Below are 16,114 nucleotides of genomic sequence, written 5' to 3' on the forward strand. Positions count from 1 at the left end.
TAGAGCATTGTTTTGTCGCATGTTCGCTGGCGCGGGCCTTCGGTTTTCCACGCGAACCGATGTCCACTCCGCTCGAAAATGCTTTAGAGAGCCTGCCATGACGTCCGAGCGGAAACGCAAGAACACCAGCACGCGGCGGGCGATGCTCGCCAACGAAATCGCGCAGGCGATCCGCTTGCGCGCGTTCAGGCCAGGCGAATGGCTGCGTCAGATCGATCTCGAGGAGCGCTTCGAGGCGACGCGCTTCGACGTGCGCAGCGCGCTGGACGAGCTCGCGGTGCGCAAGACGATCGAACATGTCCCGAACCGGGGCTATCGCGTCGCCGAGGTCGACATGAAGACCTATGAGGAGATCCTCGCGGCGCGGATCATCCTGGAGAAAGCGACGGCGGACGGCATCGTCGCGCGGATCGACGCCGCCGCGATCGCGCGGCTGGACGGGCTCGCGGCGCAATTCTCCGCCGCGGTCCTGACCGGGAGCCGCACCGAGCAGAGCGAGATCAACCGCGCCTTTCATCAATTCATGTACTCCTTTTGCGGCAATGCCGTGCTGGAGGAGATGATCTGGGCCCTGCGGGACCGCGGACGCGGCTCGCAGATCACGGTCTGGAGCTCGCATGAACTGCTCCAGAAGAGCGACCGCGAGCATTACGAGATGATGGCGGCCCTGAAGGCGCACGATGCGGGGCGGCTGGCGGCCCTGATCGCGACCCATATCGTCAAGGGCGCGCCCGTCGGCCCGGTCCCGATCGAGCCGGGCTGAACGACCGCCCCCCTTACTTGGCGACGGCGACTTCCCAGAGGCGCGGCTTCGAGGCGACCCAGGGCGCGAAGCCCTGCAGCCGCTTCGAGACGACGGCCGTGTCGACCTGATTATACAGGAAGATCAAGGGCGCATCGGCCAGCATCATCACATGGAGCTGGTCGAAGATCTTCCGGCGCTCGGCCTCGTCGCTGACCAGCGTCGCCTTCTCGATCAGCGCATCGGCCTCGCGATTGTCCCAGACCTTGGAGGGCAATTTGTCCTTCGGGCCGGAGAACTGGTTGTAGCTCTGGGCGGGGTCGATGCGGGCGGAGTAGCTGAAGGACATCATCTGGTAGTTGCCTTTCGAGAAGCGATCGAGCTGCGTCGCCCATTCCAGGATCTCGATATCGGCCTTGATGCCGGCGGCCTGGAGCATCGCCTGCGCCATGATGGCGATCGGATAGCTCGGCACGGTCGAGCGCTTGTTGGCGATCAGCTTGATCGTCTCGCCCTTGTAGCCGGCTTCGGCGAGCAGCTTCTTCACGCGAGCGGGGTCGTGCGTGTAGCGCTTCTTCTGGACCTCGTCATAGTAGGGCGAGGTGACGTAGACCGCCGAGTTGTTGGTCTTGCCGAGACCGTTAGAGACGGCGCCGACGATTTCGTCATGGTCGAGCGCCGCCATGATCGCCTGGCGCATGCGGACATCGCTGAGCAGCGGGTCGCGGCTCTGAAGCAGGATGCCGTGCTTGGTGGCGCTGGGTGCGGTCAGCACCTGCAGGCCGCTCTTCTTCATTTCCGGCACGTCCTCGTCCGGCACGTCGGCGACGTCGAGCGCGCCCGAGATCAGACCGGCCTTGACGGTCGCGCCATCGGCGATGGCGAGGAACTTGACCTCGGCCGCGAGCGGGCGCTTGGAGCCGACATAGCCGTCGCGCTTGTCGCCGGCCGGCGAGACATAGCCATCGAAGCGCTTCAGCAGCACGAATTCGCCGCGGCGCCAGTCGGCGAGTTGAAACGGGCCGGTGCCGACCGGCTTGTCCCAGCTACCGTCGGGCTTGAGCGAGTCCTTGTGCAGGATCGCGACCATGGCGCAGTCGGTGCGGGCCATGGTGTCGAGGAAGAGCGCGCTCGGCTTCTCCAGCTTCATCACGAAGGTCGATGCGTCGGGAGCGCTCGCTTCCGTGACCTTCAGCCCGATGCGGCCGTCGAATTCCGGCTTGCAGCGCCAGTCGGTCTTCGCGTCCATGTAGCGGTTCCAGCTCCACAGCACGTCGGCCGAGCTCATCTCGGCGCCGTTATGGAACGTCACGCCCTTGCGCAGGTGGAAGGTATAGGTCAGCCCGTCCGGCGAGATGTCGATCTTTTCCGCGAGCAGGGGCGCGACCGCACCGTTCTCGCGATAGCCGACGAGGCCCTCGACCATGTGCAGCACCACGGCATCGGTATTGTCGTCGCGATTGACGCCCGGATTTGTCGAGCGGATGTCGGCATTGAGCGCGACATTGATGGTCTGCGCCTGAACTGCGCCGCCAAGCAGCGCGAGCGCCAGCGCAGAGGCCGAAAAGCGGATCATTCCCGTTCCCTCGTTGTCTTGTCGTTCGGGCATGCCCCGTGGGCATGCCGTGCTGTCGGGGGTCGCGAAGGCGAGGTGGTGGCGGCTTACTGGCCGGTGCTGACTTCCCAGGCGCGGGGCAGCGAGCTCAGCGTCGAGACATAGCCCTTGGTCTTGCTGCTGATCGCGCCGCCGACGATGCCGTTATAGAGCATCACCATCGGGACATCGTTGATGAAGCGCTTGTGCAATTCGTCGAAGATCTTCTGGCGCTCGGCCTTGTCGTTCACGACCATGGACTTGTCGAGCAGGGCCTGCACCTCCGGATTGTCCCAGAGCTTGCGCGGCTGCTTGTCCTTCGGGCCGGTCATCGACTCGTAGCTCAGGGCGGGGTCCATGCGACCCGAATAGGGGAAGGCCTGGATCGTGTAGTTGCCCTTGCTGTAGCGGTCGAGCTGCGTCGCCCATTCCAGCACCTCGATCTCGATGTTGAAGCCGACGGCCTGCAGCATCTGCTGGGCGACGACGGCGGCGTCGAAGCTTTCGGGATAGCGCTTGTTGGCGAGCATCACGATCTTCTCGCCCTTGTAGCCGGCCTCTGCCAGGAGCTTCTTGGCGGCGGCAGGGTCGTATTTCCAGCCCTGCTTCTGGACCGGGCCGTAATAGGCGGAGAGCGCCGGCACGATCGAGTTGTTGGGCGAGCCGATGCCGTCGGTGACGGCGCCAACCAGCTCCTTGGAGTCGATCGCAGCGGCCATGGCCTGGCGCAGCTTGACGTTCTGCAGCAGCGGATCGCGCGTCTGGATGATCAGGCCGACGAGGCCCATGCTGGAGACGACTGACGTCTTGACCTTGTCGTTCTTCTTGAGCTCGGCGATATCGGTATTGGCGATGTCCGGAACGATATCGATATCGCCCTTCAGCAGCGCGGCCTTGGCGGTCGAGTTGTCGGGAATGACCAGGAAGCGGACCTCGTCGACCAGCGGCTTCTTGGCGCCGGTCAAGCCGTCGATCTTGCCGGGCAGCGAGGCGTAATCGGCGAAGCGCTCCAGCCGAATGTACTCGCCGCGCTTCCACTCGGCGAACTTGAACGGGCCGGTGCCGATCGGCTTGTCGAAGGAGCCGTCGGCCTTGAGCGAATCCTTGTGCAGGATGCCGGTCATGGCGCAGTCGGTGCGAGCAAGCGCGGCAAGGAAGAGCGCGCTCGGCTTGTCCAGGTCGAAGACGACGGTCTTGTCGTCGGGTGCCGAGATCTTCTCGACCTTGACCTGGCCGCGGCCGTCGAATTCCGAAAGGCAGCGCCAATCGGTCTTCGGGTCCATGTAGCGATTCCAGCTCCATAGCACGTCGGCCGAGGTCAGGGCGGCTCCGTTATGGAACTTCACGCCCTGGCGCAGCGTGAAGGTATAAGTCTTCCCGTCCGGGGAGATGTCGACCTTCTCGGCCAGCAATGGCTTCGGCAGGGCGTCCTCGCCATAGGCGACGAGGCCCTCGACCATCTGCACGACGACGCCGTCGGTATTGGCGTCGCGATTGACGCCCGGATTGATCGAGCGGATGTCGGCACGCAACTGGATCTTGAGCGTGCTCGCCCCGGCGGCCGGGACGAGGCCGCCACACAAAAGTGCAGCGGCGAGGACGGTCTTGGTGGTTCGGCGCATCCTATTCCCCTGTTGTTTTTCGGTTGTGACGCGGTGTTGCCGGCTTATTCCGCCGCTTCGGCGAGCAGCACGGGCTCCTCGGTCAGGCTGTAGCGCGTGAAGACGCGGTTCTGGGCGGGCAGCGGCGCGACCTCCATGATCCCCTTCGCCGGCTGCATGATCACCATGGCGACGGTGGCCGAGAGGTTGCCGGCCTCGTTCGGACGCACCGGGCGGCAGACCGAATGAGGCGCCAGGAAATCGTCGAAGAAGGCCTGCTTGAGGTCGTCGACGGTCAGCTTGCGGCCGGCCTCGTCGAGCAGCTTGCGGACGCGCCAGTCGCGATAGAAGCTCTCCGGCACGCGCGGGATGCCGGTGTCCTTGATCTTGGTCAGCGCGATCTGGCCGACCCAGTGATTGGCGTGCACGATCATGCCGTCCTGCGGATAGATCGGGAAGGCCTCGTCCGGGGCGCATTCGAAGTCGATGCCGAAACCCTTCACGGTCGAGAGCATCATGTTGTTCGAGCAGGCCTTCGGCGTCGTGGCCACGGCCTTGATTGCGAAGGCGAGGTGCTCCTGCTCCAGCACCTTGCGGCGGATCAGGGCGAGCGGCACGCCGGCCTGGGTGAAATCACGCTCGGATTCGAGATAGTTCGCGGTGATCGAGATGCCGGCCGCGTTCATGCCGCAGCGGGCGAGGCCGCCGGCCTCGACGAAGGTCAGGAAGTCCGGCCCGTCGTCGCGGCGCACGCGCAGCACGATCGCGGTCTCCGCGCATTCGGCCTTCCAGTCCCAGTTCTGGCCGTGGATCAATTCGCCCGAGGCGCTGCGCTCCGGCAGAATGATCGCGCCGGTGCAGCCGTCGTCGAGCTCTTCCTGGGCCTCGATCGGCTTGTTCTTGACGAGGCGGGCCTTGGCGATGACCTCGGTGCGGGCATTGACCATGACGATGTCTTCGAGCGCGACGCCGGCACCGTCGGCGATGCCGCGCATCTCCTCGATGTAATGCGCGCCGAAATGCTCGATCTCCCTGGCGAATTCGGCGATCAGCGCCGATTTCGCCGCAGTGTCGTAACCGAGCTCGCCGAGCTGGCCGCCATAGAGCTCGATCGAGCGCTTGACGCGCTGCGGGACGGCTGCGCCATGCTGGCGGCCGCGCTCATAGGGCGTGCCCGACACGTCGACGAAGGGGCAGGGCTGGACCATGGCGCACATCTTTCCGGTATGCTGGCGAGAAATCGTGCTGTAGTGTATTTCATCCCGAACTAAAACAATCAAGGTCTTTTCCGATGGCGGCGCCGACCCGGCTGCAACAGGAGATCGCCGACCGCATCCTGCAGCTCGTGCGTGACGATGCGCTGGCGGCCGGTGCCTGGCTCAACGAGAACGCGACAGCGAAGCGGCTCGGGGTGTCACGCACGCCCGTACGTGCCGCGCTGGACCACCTCGCCGAGCAGGGCGTGGTGCGCCGGCATCTCAACAAGGGCATCGAGCTGATCCAGCTGCCAGCGGCGAGCGACAGCGCCCGCCCGCCGGAGATGATAGACATCGCCATGGTCAGGTTGGCCCGAGAGCGCGAGAATGGGCTCCTGCCGGACGAGGTTTCGGAGCTTGAGGTGATGCGGCGCTACGAGCTCGGCCGGCCCGAGGCGCAGAAGCTGCTCGCGCGTCTCGCCGATCTCGACATGGTCGAGCGCAAGCCGGGCTATGGCTGGCGCTTCCTGCACGAGCCGCGCGACCAGCGCCTGCGCGACGAGAGCTATCGCTTCCGCCTGCTGATCGAGCCGATGGCGATGCTGGAGCCCGATTTCCAGCTCGATCCCGGCTGGATCACCGAGATGCGGGCGCGGCATGTCGAGTCGCTCAAGCGGCCCTGGCGGGAATCGTCGAGCATCGCCTTCTACGAGATGAATGCCGATTTCCACGAGGGGCTGGCCGCCGCTACCGGCAACCGCTTCTTCCATTCGGCGATGCGGCGCCAGAACCAGCTCCGGCGCCTGTCGAATTACGATTGGGACCAGGGCATGGAGCGCGTGCGGGTGAACTGCACCGAGCATATGGCCATGCTCGACCATCTGGAGGCGGGTGAGAACGAGGTCGCCTCGGCGCTGATGCGCAGCCACCTGCTGCGGGCGAGCAAGCTCAGGCGGATGGTCCGGGTGGACGACGCCGAGGGCTGAAACGCCATCGCACGGTCAGCAGATGGCGGCCTTGCCGCTGCAGTGGTTGACCCGGCGACGATTTGGGCCAGCAATGGCGGCAACCCCGAATCTGACAGGTCGAGTGCCATGACTGTTCACCAGCGCCCGCAAGATCAGCGCCCCTCTGCCATCGATCCCGCCAAGCTCGACAAGCTGGCCGAGGTCGCTATCCGCGTCGGCCTCAATCTACAGCCGGGGCAGGACCTGTTCCTGACCGCGCCGGTCGCGGCGTTGCCGCTGGTGCGTCGCATCGCCGAACACGCCTACAAGGCCGGCGCCGGCATCGTCACGCCGATGCTGGCCGACGAGGAGGTCACGCTGGCGCGCTATCGCCATGCGCCGGATGCGAGCTTCGACAAGGCGCCGGCCTGGCTCTACAAGGGCGTTGCCGAGGCGTTTTCCGCCAATACCGCGCGGCTCGCCATCGTCGGCGACAACCCGATGCTGCTGGCGAACGAGGATCCGGCCAAGGTCGGCCGCGCCAGCAAGGCGAATTCGCTGGCCTATCAGCCGGCGCTGGAGAAGATCGCCGGCTTCGACATCAACTGGAACATCCTCGCCTATCCGAGTGCGGCCTGGGCCAGGCAGGTGTTTCCGGATGATGCCGAGGAGGTCGCGGTCGGCAAGCTGGCGGAGGCGATCTTCTCCGCCTCGCGCATCGATCAGGCTGATCCCGTCGCGGCTTGGGCTGCGCATAACGCGGCGCTGCGGACGCGGCGAGACTGGCTCAATGGCCAGCGCTTCGCCTCGCTGCACTTCACCGGGCCGGGCACCGATCTGACCGTGGGGCTCGCCGACGGCCATGACTGGCAGGGCGGCGCCTCCCCGGCCAAGAACGGCATCGTCTGCAACCCCAACATCCCGACCGAGGAGGTCTTCACCACGCCGCATGCGCGCCGGGTCGAGGGCCACGTTTCCAGTACCAAGCCGCTGTCCTATCAGGGCTCGCTGATCGACCAGATCCGGGTGCGCTTCGAGGGCGGGCGGATCGTCGAGGCCAAGGCCTCGCGCGGCGAGGCCGTACTGAACAAGGTGCTCGACACCGATGACGGCTCGCGCCGACTCGGCGAAGTCGCGCTGGTGCCGAATTCCTCGCCGATCTCGAAGAGCGGCATCCTGTTCTACAACACGCTCTTCGACGAGAATGCGTCCTGCCATATCGCGCTCGGGCAGTGCTATTCGAAATGCTTCGTCGACGGCGCGAACCTGACGCCGGAGCAGATCGCGGCGCAGGGCGGCAACAAGAGCCTGATCCATATCGACTGGATGATCGGCTCGGGCGAAGTCGATATCGACGGCGTCCACGCGGACGGCCGCCGCGTGCCGGTGTTCCGCAAGGGCGAGTGGGTCTGAGCGGCCCGCACCGTTTCAGTCCGCGTTCGCTCGCAGCCAATCTCCCAGCGACGGGCGGTGGTGCCCGTCGCGCCCGGTCGTGGCGGGCGCGGTGACCATCGCATTGAGCACGGCTTCCTGCGTCGCCTCCGCGGCAGCGCGGAAGAGCGTATCGATGCGGTTCTCGTTGAGGGCGCGCAGCGGCACGAGATCGTTGGGCTGATCGTGGTCGATCGGATCGGCGGTGGTGAAGGCGACGGCGATGTCGCCGCTGCCATTGCCCCAGAAGGCGCCGAGCCGGGCGAGGCCGGCGCCGCCGCGCCGCGCGACACGATGCAACTGCCGCGATTCCAGCGGCACGTCGGTCGCGATGATGAGGATCACCGAGCCGCGCTCGGCCTGGGGCTTCACCTCGGGCGGAACGGGACGGCGACCATCGGGCAGGACGAGATCGCCGGCGTTGCCGAAATTGGCTAGAGCCAGCAGGCCGAGCGTGTGATCGGCGCCGTCGAGGACGAAGCGGCGCGATGCCGTGCCGATGCCGCCCTTGAAGCCGAAGGCGCTCATGCCGGTGCCGGCACCGATTGCGCCTTCCGTGACCGGGCCTGTCTCGGCTGAGTCGAGCGCGGCGAAGGCATGTTCCTGCGTCAGCGCGCGGGCGCGGATGTCGGAGAGATAGCCGTCATTGCATTCGAGCACGACCGGATTGACCGTCCCGGTCTGCCGGCCGATGTCGGGATTGTCGGCGAGCGCGCGCGTCGCCAGCGCGTCGAAGCCGGCGCCAACGGCGAGCGTGTTGCCGAGCAGGAGCGGCGTCTCGATCTGGCCGAGCTCGGCGAGCTGCATCAGCCCGGCGCTCTTGCCGAAACCGTTGATGACATCGACCGCGGCGCGCACCTTCCGGCGAAACAGGTTGCCGTCATGCGGCAGCAGGGCCGTGAAACCGGTGCGGAGATCGCCTTCGTTCAAAGTGAAATGACCGAGCTTGACGCCGGGCACGTCGGTGATCGCATTGAGCGGGCCGGGCTCCATGATGCCGCAGGTGAGGCCGAAATCGCGAAGGCGCTGGGTCATGGCGGGGTCCGGTGAAGTTGGGCGGGATCAGCGCGGCAGGGTGGTGCCGCGCCCCTGCGCGCGGGCCTTCTCGACGACGAGATGGGCGAACGCGAGATCGGCCAGCGCGACGCCGCGGAAGCAGAAGAAGGAACGGCTCGCCGATGCCGTCGGATGCGGAGCGCCCGCAAGCTCCGTCATGTCATGGCCGAAGCTGACGGTCGTCACCGGATTGCCGGCGGCATCATAAGGCGCGCGCGACTGTTCGAGGCTGTCGGTGGCGAGCACGTCGAAGGCTGGCAGCGTCTCCGGCAGCCAGCTCCGGCCGGTATCGACCGCCGCGGCGAAGGCGACGGGCTTCAGGCGCCGCGCGTCGAGGAAGGGCGTCATGCCGGGGCCGCCCGGCACCATCGAGATCACGATGTCACTCTCGCTCAGCAGCGCGTCGGCGTCGTCCAGCACCCGCGTCGCGAGACCGCTCGCGCGTGCGGCTTCCATGAGGCGCTCGGCTGAAGCGCGGCTGCGGCTCATGGCCAGCGCCGTCGTCAGGCCCGGATAGAGCGCGCGGAAGGCAGCGAGATGGGCATGGGCCTGAAGACCGCAGCCGACGAAACCGATGGTGCGCGGCGTCGCTGGGGCGAGGCGCGAGGCGGCGGCTGCGGTGATCGCCGCGGTGCGGATCAGAGTGATCTCGTCGCCGTCGAGGATCGCGCGCGGCATGCCCGTCGCATAGTCGTTCACGCAGATCAGCGCGCTGACGGCGGGCAAGGGCGAGCCCGCCTCGACCGGGGCCATCGCCACCCATTTCACCGTGGCGATCTGCTGGGCCGACGAGGCTGCCGTCATCGCCTGGAAGCCGTGGCCCGGCCCGAGCGTCAGCGCCGTCTTCGGCAGGCTCCGGTTCAGACCGGCGGCATAGTCGCGAAAACCCTGTAGCACGGCCTCGCGCGCTTCATCGGGCGAGATCGCCAGCGCGCGGACATCGTCGCGCGAGAGATAGAGCAGGTTGTCGCTCATCCGGTGATCTCCATGACGGCAGGCTCCGATGCCCGAGGCGGTCAGGAGGCCGGGATACAGCCAAGCCGGATCGGCGTCGAGGCGCCCGAATCCCGCTGCGGAAGGAAAGCGGCGGTCACAGGATTGACATCTTCCCTAACTCACGTATTTTTCCTATTATTGCAACTTCAGTTCCATTTAATGGAACTTAAAGGGTTAGCGCGATGTCCATCCTGTCGTCGGCTGTGGATGTGCTTCGCTGTTTTTCCAGCACGCGCCACGACGTCACGGTGACGGATCTCGTCACGCTCCTGGGCATGCCGAAGAGCAATGCCTCGCGCCTGCTCCGGGCGATGCGCGACGAGGGGCTGCTGGAGACGGTCGGGGAGAGCAAACGTTACCGGCCCTCGCTCCTGCTCAACCAGGTCGGCCATCTCTATCGTTTCGCCGCGTCGCTGATCGACCGGGCCGATGCGATCGTGGGGCGGGTTTCCGACCAGATCGGCCATACCGGCTATATCAGCGTGCGCCGTGGCAACGAGATCGTCGGCGTCACCGCCCATCCCGGCCGTCATGCGCTCAGGGTCGTCACCTCGATCGGCGACCGCATCCCGGCCTTCGCCTCGAGCACCGGCCGTGCCCTGCTGGCCCGCCTCTCCGACGAAGAGGTTCGCGCGCTCTATCCCGCCGGCTTCACGCCGCCCTCGGCGACCGCGCCGCAGGATATGGACGAGCTGCTGGCGCGTCTCGCCATCGTGCGCCGCGCCGGCTTCGCCGAATCCCATGACGAGGCGGTGCACGGCGTGCGCGCCATCTCCGTTGCCGTCGGGGATCCCACCACCGGTGACGAGGTCGCGCTCTGCCTGTCCTTCCCGGCCGCCACGGTCGAGCCGGCCGAGCGCCTCGCCATCATCCGTTCGCTGGGTCAGGGCGCCGCCGAGATCGCGGCCCTGATCCAGGACAAGCGTTTCATACCCCTGAACCTCTCAATCGCGGAGACCGCTCCATGAGCAATCGTTGGCGTATCGGCTTCGATATCGGCGGCACCTTCACCGACTTCATCCTGTACGATTCGCAGGAGCGTTCGGTCCGGCTGCACAAGCGCCTGACCACCCCGCATGACCCGTCTGAAGCGGCGCTGATCGGCCTCGGCGAGCTCACCGAGATGGCCGGCATCACGCTCGCCGATGTCGGCGACATCGTCCATGGCACGACGCTGGTCACCAATGCCGTGATCGAGCGCAAAGGCTCGAAGCTCGGCCTGATCACCACCAGGGGTTTTCGCGACATCCTCGAAATGGGGACGGAGCAGCGCTACGACATCTACGACCTGTTCCTGACCTTCCCCGATCCGCTGGTCTCGCGGGAACACCGCCTCGAAGTGGCCGAGCGCATCGACCGCGACGGCCAGGTCGTCACCACGCTCGATGCGGAAGCGGTGCGCAAGGCCGCCCGCGAACTTGAAGCCGCCGGCTGCGAGGCGATCGCGGTCTGCTTCCTGAACAGCTACCGCAACCCGGCGCATGAGCAGGAAGCGGGCAAAATCGTTCGCGAGACTTGCCCGGAACTGACCGTTTCGCTGTCGAGCGAGGTCGTCGCCGAGATCTGGGAATACCAGCGCTTCGTCACCACGGCGGCCAATGCCTATGTGCAGCCGCTGATGCGCCGCTATCTGCAGCGGCTTGAGCGCGAGCTCGCGGCCCGCTCCTTCCGCGGTTCGCTGACGCTGATGCATTCGGCCGGCGGCCTCGTCTCGCCCGAGACGGCGCGCACCTTCCCGATCCGCCTGCTGGAGAGCGGCCCGGCCGGTGGCGGCCTCGCCACGGCCCTGTTCGGCGAGCTTGCCGGCCATAAGGACGTGATCTCCTTCGACATGGGCGGCACCACGGCCAAGGCCTGCATGATCGAGGATGGCCGCGCCGAGATCGCGCCGATGCTCGAAGCCGGCCGCGTCAACCGCTTCGCCAAGGGCTCCGGCCTGCCGATCAAGGCGCCCGTCATCGATATGATCGAGATCGGCGCCGGCGGCGGCTCGATCGCTGCGATCGACGAGGTCGGCCTGCTCAAGGTCGGCCCGCATTCGGCCGGCTCCGATCCTGGCCCGGCCTGCTACGGCATGGGCGGCGTGAAGCCGACCGTGACCGACGCCAATCTCGTGCTCGGCTATTACGATCCCGGCTTCTTCCTCGGCGGGCGCATGGCACTCGACCTGGAGGCGGCGCGCAAGGCCGTCTCGACCGTCGCCGCGCCACTCGGCCTCTCGATCGAGGAAGCCGCCTGGGGCATCCACAAGGTCGTGGTCGAGAGCATGGGCGCGGCCGCCCGCGTCCATCTCGTCGAGAAGGGCAAGGATCCCCGCCACTACGCCATGGTCGGCTTCGGCGGCGCCGGTCCTGCGCACGCCGTCGACGTCGCCCGCGTGCTCGGCGTCAAGCAGGTGATCATCCCGCCGGCCTCGGGCGCGGCTTCCGCGCTCGGCTTCCTTGCCGCGCCGCTCTCCTTCGACATGGTGCGCTCGCTGCCGGTCGAGTTCTCCGAGGGCTTCGACGCCGCTGCCGTCAACGCCATGCTCGGCCAGCTCGAGACGGAAGGCCGCAAGCACCTGACCGAGGCCGGCGTGAAGCCCGCCGACGTCACGGTCGAGCGCACGGCCGATATGCGCCTCGTCGGCCAGATGCACGACATCTCCGTGCCGCTGCCATCAGGCACCATCGATGCGGCGAGCCTCGATGCCATCCGCGCGGCGTTCAGCAAGGCTTATTCCGCCCGCTACACCTCGGTCTATGAGGGCGCCCGGCTGGAGGCGATCAATTTCCGCGTCCGCTGCGCCGGCCCGGTCCCGACGCTCTCGCTGTCCGGCGCGGCCGGCGGCGGTGACGCCACGAACAAGATCAAGGGCACCCGCAAGGCCTGGTTCGAGGGCGGCTGGAGCGAGGCGACGGTCTATGACCGCTACGCCCTGCGTTCCGGCGACACCGTCAAGGGGCCGGCGATCATCGAGGAGCGCGAGGCGACCACGATCGTCCCGCCCGGCGACAGCGTCGCCATCGACGATGTCCTGAATCTCATCATCCATGTCGGCCAGGCCAATGCGGCCGAGACGACGATCACCGCCGACATGCCGCTGGCCGAAGCCGCGCGCCGGATCGAGGCCGATCCGATCTCGCTGGAGATCATGTGGAGCCGGATGATCAACGTCGTCGAGGAGATGTGGCTGACGGTCTGCCGCACCGCCTTCTCGCTGGTGATCTCGGAAGCGCAGGACTTCGCCTGCGAACTGCTCGACCCCGAAGGCGAGACGCTGGCGCATTCGCCCCGTGCGATGCCGGTGTTCAACCTGACGCTGCCGCGCGCGGTCAAGGCGCTGCTGGAGCGTTATCCGGCCGAGACGCTGAAGCCCGGCGACGTGCTCATCACCAACGATCCCTGGCTCTGCGCCGGCCATCTCTTCGACATCGCGATCGTCACGCCGGTCTTCCTCGGCAATCGCGTCGTCGGCCTGATGGGCACGGTCGGCCATGTCTCGGATATCGGCGGCACCAAGGATTCGCTGCGGGCCCGCGAGATCTACGAGGAAGGCTTCCAGATCCCGCCGATGAAGCTCTACGAGGCCGGCCGGATCAACGAGACGCTGGTGCGGCTGCTCGGCGAGAACGTGCGCAATTCCGAGCAGGTTCTCGGCGATCTGCACTCCTTCGTTGCCGCGAATGCGATCGGCGCCGAGCGGCTGCAGTCCTTCCTCACCGATTACGGCATGCAGGACCTGCGCGCGCTTGCCCATGTCGTGCAGAGCCGCTCCGAGAAGGCGATGCGCGAGGCGATCCGCGCGCTGCCTGATGGAACCTATCACGGCACGGTCTCGAACAACCCGCTGGGCACGCCGATGACCTATCCGTTGGCGCTGACGGTGAAGGGTGACACCATCCATCTCGACTTCACCGGCGCGCCGCCGCAATTGCCGCAGGGCGGGCTGAACTGCACGCTCAACTACACGATGGCGCATGCGACCTATCCGCTGAAATGCATGCTGACGCCGTCGGTGCGCGGCAATGCCGGCTGCTACCGCGCCTTCTCGGTCGATGCGCCCAAGGGCTCGATCCTGAACTGCGACAAGCCGCTGGCGGTGAACCTGCGCACCCGCACCGGCTGGTACCTGGCGCCGAACATCTTCCGCGCCTTGTCGGAAGCGGCGCCGAAGCAGGTCCAGGCCTTCACCGGCCTGCCCGTGGCGGCGAGCGTCTATGGCCGCGATGCGGCCGGCGACACCTATTCCGACATGCTCTTCTGCGGCGGCGGCCAGGGCGGCTCGGCCCAGGGCGACGGCAAGTCCGGCCTGCTCTACCCGACCTCGGCGGCGAATACCTCGATCGAGACTTTCGAATCGCGGGTGCCGGTGCTGGTGGTCGAAAAGGCCTATCTCACCGACTCCGGTGGCGCAGGGCAGCATCGCGGCGGCCTCGGCCAGCGCGTGCGGCTGCGCAAGCTCGCCGATGACGGTTTGCCGACGCTGGTCTCGCTCTATCCGGAAGGGGTCAACAACCCGATCCCGGGGCTGTTCGGGGGCAAGGCCGGCGGCGGAGCCTCCGGCCGGGTGATCGACGAGCAGGGCCATGTGCTCAGGGATGTCGGCACCGGCGAACTGGTCCAGGTGCGACAGCCGCATGAGATCGTCGAGCTCGTGCTCGCCGGTGGCGCCGGCTACGGCCCGGCCTCCGAGCGCTCGCGCGAGGCTATCGCCCGCGACATCGCGCTCGGGCTGGTCTCTCCGGATGCGGCCAAGCGCGATTACGGCGTGCAGGGCGCGCATGCCACGCAGGATGTCGGCGAGGCCAAGGCCGGCATCCTGATTGCTTGATATCCAGGGACGAAACGCCAACAGCCCGACAAGGGCATCACATGGGGACCGAGGCATGACCAATCCGACTGAAGGGGTGCCTCGGCGGCACCCCAGCCTGTTCGAGCCGGCGACGCTGCTGCTCATCGCCGTGCTCTGCGTCTTCGGCGCGATCATCGGCATGCAGCTTCTGGTGTCGCTCGGCATCACCGCCAACACCTCGTTGATCGGCGCGCTCGCCGCCATGGCGCTGGCGCGCGTGCCGCTCGCCATGTTCGCGCGCTACCGCTCGATCCATGTCCAGAACCTGGCCCAGAGCGCGATCTCCTCGGCCACGTTCGGCGCGGCGAACAGCCTGCTCCTGCCGGTCGGCATTCCCTGGCTGCTCGGCCGGCCGGATCTGGTGCTGCCGATGCTGGCGGGCGCCTTCTTCGCGATGCTGCTCGACGCCTATCTGCTCTACCGGATGTTCGATTCCCGCGTCTTCCCGGCGCAGGGTGCCTGGCCTCCGGGCGTCGCCGCTGCCGAGGCGATCAAGGCCGGCGACGAGGGCGGCCGCAAGGCGGTGCTGATGGGCATCGGCTTCGGCACCGGCGTTGCCGCCTCCTTCATCAAGATCCCGCTGGCCTGGATCGGCTTCGCCGGCTCGACCGCGGTTTCGGGGATTCCGATGTCGGCTTTCGGCGTCGCCTTCATCGGCAATGTCTGGGCGCTCACGATGTTCGGCATCGGCCTCTTGCTGCGCGGCTATTCCGGCCAGATCTTCGGCGGGCCACTGTTCGAGACCCTGATCCCCAAGGGCGACCTGATGGCGGCTTACATCCCGCACGGCTTCATGATCGGTGCCGGCCTCGTCGCGCTGTTCCAGGTCGCGATTCTGCTGTTCCGCCGCAGCGAGGCCAAGGCGGGCGAAGCGACCGCGGGTGTCTCGGATACCGAGGTGAAGCGCGCGCTCGGGCTGGGCACCGTCGGCTATCTCGCGATTGCGGTGTTCATCGCCGTCGTCGGCGGGCTGATGAGCGACATGTCGATCGGCATGCTGATCCTGTTCGTGCTCTACGCCGCCTTCGCGGCCTATGTGCATGAGTTGATCGTCGGCCTCGCCGCGATGCACTCCGGCTGGTTCCCGGCCTTCGCGGTGGCGCTGATCACGCTGATCATCGGCATGCTCATCGGCTTCCCGATGCCGGCTCTGGCGCTGCTCGTCGGCTTCTCGGCCGCGACCGGCCCGGCCTTCGCCGATATGGGCTATGACCTCAAGGCCGGCTACCTGCTGCGCGGCAACGGCGCCGACCCCGCCTTCGAGCTGGAAGGCCGCCGCCAGCAGCTCTTCGCCGCGATGTTCGCCTTCGTCGTGGCGGGCGCAGTCGTGTTGGTCTCCTACCAGTCCTTCTTCGACCAGAACCTCGTCGCCCCCGTGAACAAGGTCTATGCCGCGACGATCAAGGCCGGCGTGGCTGATGGCGTGGCCTGGCAGCTCTTCCTCTGGGCGATCCCCGGCGCGATCCTGCAGTTCATCGGCGGGCCGAAGCGGCAGATCGGCGTGCTCTTCGCCACCGGCCTCCTGATCAACTTCCCGATGGCGGGCTGGGCGGTGCTGGCCGGCATCCTCTGCCGGTTGATCTGGGAGAAGCGGCGCGGCGCGAGCGGCGAGGGCGACATGGAGGTCTTCGCGGCGGGCGTGATCGCGGGCGACGCGATCTTCTCCTTCTTCGACTCGGTCGCGAAGAACTTCTGGAAGCGCTGAACGAGACAGGCC

At 67.0% G+C, this 16,114-nt stretch carries 11 protein-coding genes; 6 read left to right on the forward strand and 5 right to left on the reverse strand.

The window, feature by feature from the left end; translation table 11 throughout:
• Nucleotides 1-97 precede the first annotated feature (97 nt).
• Nucleotides 98-763 carry a GntR family transcriptional regulator gene (locus AC1RLU_RS17750; protein ID WP_492797165.1) on the forward strand — a complete coding sequence of 222 codons (666 nt, stop codon included), beginning with the start codon at nt 98-100 and terminating at the stop codon, nt 761-763.
• A gap of 13 nt (nt 764-776) precedes the next feature.
• Here AC1RLU_RS17750 and AC1RLU_RS17755 read toward each other — a convergent pair whose 3' ends face one another.
• The 3 genes from AC1RLU_RS17755 to AC1RLU_RS17765 form a co-directional block, all read right to left on the reverse strand.
• A complete protein-coding gene (locus AC1RLU_RS17755; RefSeq protein WP_492797167.1) occupies nt 777-2,318 on the reverse strand; it encodes an ABC transporter substrate-binding protein in 1,542 nt (513 codons plus the stop codon).
• 86 nt (nt 2,319-2,404) lie between these two features.
• On the reverse strand, nt 2,405-3,958 hold the full coding sequence (locus AC1RLU_RS17760) for an ABC transporter substrate-binding protein (protein WP_492797169.1): 1,554 nt from the start codon (nt 3,956-3,958) through the stop codon (nt 2,405-2,407).
• Between the two features lie 44 nt (nt 3,959-4,002).
• Nucleotides 4,003-5,145, reverse strand: a complete 1,143-nt coding sequence (locus AC1RLU_RS17765; RefSeq protein ID WP_492797171.1) for a C45 family autoproteolytic acyltransferase/hydrolase — start codon at nt 5,143-5,145, stop codon at nt 4,003-4,005.
• An 83-nt stretch (nt 5,146-5,228) separates the two neighbouring features.
• Here AC1RLU_RS17765 and AC1RLU_RS17770 point away from each other — a divergent pair, with 83 nt between their 5' ends.
• Nucleotides 5,229-6,119, forward strand: a complete 891-nt coding sequence (locus AC1RLU_RS17770; RefSeq protein WP_492797172.1) for a GntR family transcriptional regulator — start codon at nt 5,229-5,231, stop codon at nt 6,117-6,119.
• Nucleotides 6,120-6,227: 108 nt separating this feature from the next.
• Complete coding sequence (locus tag AC1RLU_RS17775; RefSeq protein WP_492797174.1) at nt 6,228-7,493, forward strand: aminopeptidase; 1,266 nt, start codon at nt 6,228-6,230, stop codon at nt 7,491-7,493.
• 15 nt (nt 7,494-7,508) lie between these two features.
• Here the strand turns inward: AC1RLU_RS17775 and AC1RLU_RS17780 are convergent, their stop codons facing one another.
• Complete coding sequence (locus tag AC1RLU_RS17780) at nt 7,509-8,546, reverse strand: DmpA family aminopeptidase (RefSeq protein ID WP_492797175.1); 1,038 nt, start codon at nt 8,544-8,546, stop codon at nt 7,509-7,511.
• Between the two features lie 27 nt (nt 8,547-8,573).
• Nucleotides 8,574-9,542: a hypothetical protein gene (locus AC1RLU_RS17785; RefSeq protein WP_492797177.1), complete on the reverse strand. Its 969-nt coding sequence runs from the start codon at nt 9,540-9,542 to the stop codon at nt 8,574-8,576.
• Between the two features lie 203 nt (nt 9,543-9,745).
• Here AC1RLU_RS17785 and AC1RLU_RS17790 point away from each other — a divergent pair, with 203 nt between their 5' ends.
• Genes AC1RLU_RS17790 through AC1RLU_RS17800 form a run of 3 tightly spaced genes read left to right on the forward strand, consistent with a single transcriptional unit; the run spans nt 9,746 to nt 16,102 of the window.
• Nucleotides 9,746-10,531: an IclR family transcriptional regulator gene (locus AC1RLU_RS17790; RefSeq protein ID WP_061965842.1), complete on the forward strand. Its 786-nt coding sequence runs from the start codon at nt 9,746-9,748 to the stop codon at nt 10,529-10,531.
• Nucleotides 10,528-14,376, forward strand: a complete 3,849-nt coding sequence (locus tag AC1RLU_RS17795) for a hydantoinase B/oxoprolinase family protein (protein WP_492797178.1) — start codon at nt 10,528-10,530, stop codon at nt 14,374-14,376. Before AC1RLU_RS17790 ends, AC1RLU_RS17795 begins: the two co-directional genes overlap by 4 nt.
• A gap of 55 nt (nt 14,377-14,431) precedes the next feature.
• Nucleotides 14,432-16,102 (forward strand): OPT/YSL family transporter, encoded by a 1,671-nt coding sequence (locus AC1RLU_RS17800; protein WP_492797180.1) that lies wholly within the window; start codon nt 14,432-14,434, stop codon nt 16,100-16,102.
• Nucleotides 16,103-16,114 lie beyond the last annotated feature (12 nt).

The organism is Allobosea sp. GW822-FHT05A11 (assembly GCF_058800455.1).

Excerpts from the sequence above, each read along its gene's own strand:
- AC1RLU_RS17775 (WP_492797174.1), top strand. The coding sequence starts at position 6,228 with ATGACTGTTCACCAGCGCCCGCAAGATCAGCGCCCCTCTGCCATCGAT.
- AC1RLU_RS17785 (WP_492797177.1), bottom strand. The coding sequence starts at position 9,542 with ATGAGCGACAACCTGCTCTATCTCTCGCGCGACGATGTCCGCGCGCTG.
- AC1RLU_RS17790 (WP_061965842.1), top strand. The coding sequence starts at position 9,746 with ATGTCCATCCTGTCGTCGGCTGTGGATGTGCTTCGCTGTTTTTCCAGC.
- AC1RLU_RS17795 (WP_492797178.1), top strand. The coding sequence starts at position 10,528 with ATGAGCAATCGTTGGCGTATCGGCTTCGATATCGGCGGCACCTTCACC.
- AC1RLU_RS17800 (WP_492797180.1), top strand. The coding sequence starts at position 14,432 with ATGACCAATCCGACTGAAGGGGTGCCTCGGCGGCACCCCAGCCTGTTC.
- AC1RLU_RS17755 (WP_492797167.1), bottom strand. The coding sequence starts at position 2,318 with ATGATCCGCTTTTCGGCCTCTGCGCTGGCGCTCGCGCTGCTTGGCGGC.
- AC1RLU_RS17770 (WP_492797172.1), top strand. The coding sequence starts at position 5,229 with ATGGCGGCGCCGACCCGGCTGCAACAGGAGATCGCCGACCGCATCCTG.
- AC1RLU_RS17780 (WP_492797175.1), bottom strand. The coding sequence starts at position 8,546 with ATGACCCAGCGCCTTCGCGATTTCGGCCTCACCTGCGGCATCATGGAG.
- AC1RLU_RS17760 (WP_492797169.1), bottom strand. The coding sequence starts at position 3,958 with ATGCGCCGAACCACCAAGACCGTCCTCGCCGCTGCACTTTTGTGTGGC.
- AC1RLU_RS17765 (WP_492797171.1), bottom strand. The coding sequence starts at position 5,145 with ATGGTCCAGCCCTGCCCCTTCGTCGACGTGTCGGGCACGCCCTATGAG.
- AC1RLU_RS17750 (WP_492797165.1), top strand. The coding sequence starts at position 98 with ATGACGTCCGAGCGGAAACGCAAGAACACCAGCACGCGGCGGGCGATG.